Annotated in this window: 4 protein-coding genes and 1 pseudogene; all 5 read left to right on the top strand. The window is 62.7% G+C overall.

Annotated features, from left to right (window positions below; translation table 11 throughout):
* Window positions 1–126 (top strand): annotated as a pseudogene (locus EN884_RS39870) (sugar ABC transporter ATP-binding protein); the annotation flags it as partial.
* 42 nt (window positions 127–168) lie between these two features.
* Complete coding sequence (locus EN884_RS30055) at window positions 169–1,167, top strand: ABC transporter permease (RefSeq protein ID WP_013530853.1); 999 nt, start codon at window positions 169–171, stop codon at window positions 1,165–1,167.
* A gap of 87 nt (window positions 1,168–1,254) precedes the next feature.
* Complete coding sequence (locus EN884_RS30050) at window positions 1,255–2,022, top strand: SDR family oxidoreductase (protein ID WP_063168520.1); 768 nt, start codon at window positions 1,255–1,257, stop codon at window positions 2,020–2,022.
* A gap of 179 nt (window positions 2,023–2,201) precedes the next feature.
* Window positions 2,202–3,029: an AraC family transcriptional regulator gene (locus EN884_RS30045; RefSeq protein WP_024501541.1), complete on the top strand. Its 828-nt coding sequence runs from the start codon at window positions 2,202–2,204 to the stop codon at window positions 3,027–3,029.
* Window positions 3,030–3,161: 132 nt separating this feature from the next.
* Window positions 3,162–3,472, top strand: a 311-nt coding sequence (locus tag EN884_RS30040; RefSeq protein ID WP_164895239.1) for an SRPBCC family protein, incomplete at its 3' end; no start/stop codon positions are given.

Genomic DNA, 3,472 nt, shown 5'->3' with positions numbered 1-3,472 from the left:
GTGTTCACCGTCGCCGACCGCGTCATCGTCATGCGGCGCGGGCGCAAGGTCGCCGACAAGACGATTGCGTCGAGCTCGCCCGAGGAAGTCACCGGGCTGATCACCGGCGCTATCGAACAGGTTTGATTTCAAGCGAATTCCACCACGCACAGCAGATGAAGGTCGACGATGGCACTGACAATTGACCAGCCGATCGAGCATAAGCAGCAATCCTTGGCCGCGAGACTGTTTGCCAGCCAGACTTTCTGGGTGGTGATCGCGGTCATCCTTGCCTGCGTGTTCCTGTCGTTTGCCACCGACGCTTTCGCCACCTCGAAGAACCTCTACAACATCACCCGCAACATCACCTTCGTCGCCATCATCGCGCTCGGCATGACCTTCGTCATCATCACCGGCGGCATCGACCTGTCGGTCGGCTCGGTGCTATGCCTGTCGTCGATGGTGCTGGCCGTCACCATGCATGCCGGCTACTCGATCGAGGTCGGCATCCTGGCCTCGATTGCCACCGCGCTCGCCATTGGCGCCTTCAACGGCGTGCTGATCGCCTATCTCGGCTTTCCACCCTTCGTGGTGACGCTCGGCATGCTGTCGATCGCCCGAAGCCTCGCCATGGTCGCCTCCAACAACACGGTGGTCTTCCAGTTCGGGCCGGACCATGCCAAGCTTCTGTCATTGGGCGGCGGCGCCTGGGTGTTCGGCATCGCCAACCCGGTGCTTTACATGATCCTTCTGGCGCTGATCACCGGCTTCATCCTGCGCTGGACCAAGTTCGGCCGCCATATCTTCGCCATCGGCGGCAATGAGCACGCGGCAACGCTGACCGGCGTTCCGGTGCGCCAGATCAAGGTTGCCGTCTACATGATCTCGGCGCTGTCGGCGGGCATTGCGGGCATCATCCAGACCGGCTGGCTGGGTGCCGTCACCACCAATCTCGGCACCGGCATGGAGCTGCAGGTAATCGCCGCCACCGTCATCGGCGGCGCCAATCTGGCCGGCGGCGTCGGCACCGCCTTCGGCGCCATCGTCGGCGCGGCCCTGATCGAGGTGATCCGCAACAGTCTCGGCCTGCTCGGCATCAATGCCTTCTGGCAAGGCGTCTTCATCGGCGGCGCCATCCTGCTGGCGGTGCTGTTCGACCGCATCCGCAATTTCCGCCGCAGCGACTAGAACCATGATCCCGAAAAGTGGAAACCGGTTTTCTCGGACAAACGGAACCGTTTGTCCGGAGATCATGGTCAAACAAAAGACGGTTTGATGGCCAACTCCCTGTTCAGCCTCGAGGGCCGGCTGGCGCTGGTGACCGGCTCCGGCCAGGGCATCGGCTTCGCGCTGGCTCGGGGCCTGGCCGAACATGGGGCAAGCGTGGTGCTGAACGGCCGCGACGCCGCCAGGATCGACAGCGCCGTCGAAAAGCTGCGCAACGCCGGCTTCAAGGCGCACGCCTCGGTATTCGACGTCACCGATTTTCAGGCGGTCAATGAGGACATTGCCCGCATCGAGGCCGAGATCGGCGCCATCGACATCCTCATCAACAATGCCGGCATACAATTCCGCGCCCCGCTCGAGGACTTTCCCGAGGAGCAATGGGAGCGCCTGTTCAAGACCAATGTGTCGGGCGCCTTCCATGCAGCCAAGGCGGTCGCCCGCCACATGATCCCGCGCGGCAAGGGCAAGATCATCAACGTCGGTTCGGTGCAGAGCGAACTGGCAAGGCCGAACATCGCGCCCTACACCGCCACCAAGGGCGCGATCCGCAACCTGACAAGGGGCATGTGCGCCGATTGGGCCAAACACGGCCTGCAGATCAATGCGATCGCGCCCGGCTATTTCCGCACCGAGATGAACCAGGCGCTGGTCGACAATCCCGAATTTTCCGCCTGGCTGGAAAAGCGCACGCCGGCCGGGCGCTGGGGCAATGTCGACGAGTTGATCGGCGCCGCCGTGTTTCTGGCGTCAGATGCCTCGTCCTTCGTCAACGGCCATACGCTGTATGTCGATGGCGGCATGACGGCTTCGGTTTGAGGTTGGCAATTCTCCCGACCGCCATTCGTTCCAGTGCGTATCGCTCAGTCTGAAAATCCGGCCTCACTGGCCGTCATTCGCCCTCGCCGCCCGCGCGCGTCTTGACGCGGCCCCGAACTCGGCCGCACAATCCCCACTGCAGGCGAAGGGAGGCCAGTCGCCTGCGGGAGGATATACCCATGACGGAAGCGATCAGGCTCTACTGGGGCCGGTTCGGACATGTTTCTATCCTGAATGTCGCAAGCGACTTCGTCACCCATGCCCATGTCGAGGCCCATCTCATCATCTGGCTGGAAGGTACGGCCGGCGAAATGACCATCGGCCGCGAGACCGTCCGGCTTGGGCCTGGAACGGCCGCCGGCATCAACTCCTTCCAGCCGCACAGCCATGTTCTGTCGCAAAACGGGACGCCCGGTCTGTTTCTCGCCTTCTACATCGATCCCGACTGGGCGCGGCGCCGCCGCGACCTGCCTTCGTCGGCGCCGCTGTTTTCACAAGCCGCGATCACGCTGGAACCGTGGCTGCATCAGGCCGCCGCCAATCTGCTCGACCACCTCAGCGACAATGAGAGCGTCGACGATATCGCCAACTACGAGATCGAGCGTTTCATCGATAGCGTGCTCGACGCCGCCGACGCCTCGGCGCCGCAGGAGGCCCGTGTCCGCATCAACACCATGCAGGATTTTCGTGTCCGCAAGGCAATCCAGTTGATGAGAGCCAATGTCTGCGAGCGCATCTGCTTCGACGACGTGGCGCGCAGCGTCGGCCTGTCGCGACCGCATTTCTTCGCTTTGTTCAAGGAACAGACCAATCTGACGCCCAATGTCTACTGGAACACGCTGCGCATGGAGGAAGCGGTGCGGCAGCTGCAATGGTCGCAGGAACCGCTGATCTCCGTCGCCTGCAATCTCGGCTTCACCACGCAGGGCAATTTCTCGCGCTTTTTCCGCGACCATGTCGGCGTGCCGCCGACGCTCTACCGCGAGGCCGCGCGGGCGATCGCCTGAACCAGCCGCCCTTTTTCAGACTCCCCGCCCTTTTTCAGACTCCTTGATAGGCGCTCAAGACGCATTGATAAGCGTCGCTGAAATGGCCGCCCTACCCTTGCACCGGATCGCTTTTGCAAGGGAACATTTTGAATGGCCAAAGTCACCATCTCCAGCGTCATCGACGCGCCGGTCGAAAAGGTCTGGGCGCGCATACGCGACTTCAACGGGCTGCCGGGCTGGCATCCGCGCATGGTGGAAAGCCACATTGAAGACGGCAAGGATGCCACCACAATCGGCTGCGTGCGCAATTTCCAGCTCGCCAGCGGCGCCCGCCTACGCGAAAAGCTGCTCGACTTCTCCGATCAGAATTTCCTGGTCAGCTACTCCATCCTCGAGACGCCGCAGCCGCTGACCAACCACAAGGCGACCCTGCAGCTGCGGCGCGTCACCGATGGCGACCG

The sequence above is a fragment of the Mesorhizobium sp. M7A.F.Ca.AU.001.01.1.1 genome, assembly GCF_004022735.1.
GTDB lineage: Bacteria > Pseudomonadota > Alphaproteobacteria > Rhizobiales > Rhizobiaceae > Mesorhizobium > Mesorhizobium ciceri.
The sequence above is the reverse complement of the archived record's forward strand: the minus strand, read 5'-3'. Positions and strand labels throughout refer to the sequence as shown.

Excerpts from the sequence above, each read along its gene's own strand:
- EN884_RS30055 (WP_013530853.1), top strand. The coding sequence starts at position 169 with ATGGCACTGACAATTGACCAGCCGATCGAGCATAAGCAGCAATCCTTG.
- EN884_RS30050 (WP_063168520.1), top strand. The coding sequence starts at position 1,255 with ATGGCCAACTCCCTGTTCAGCCTCGAGGGCCGGCTGGCGCTGGTGACC.
- EN884_RS30045 (WP_024501541.1), top strand. The coding sequence starts at position 2,202 with ATGACGGAAGCGATCAGGCTCTACTGGGGCCGGTTCGGACATGTTTCT.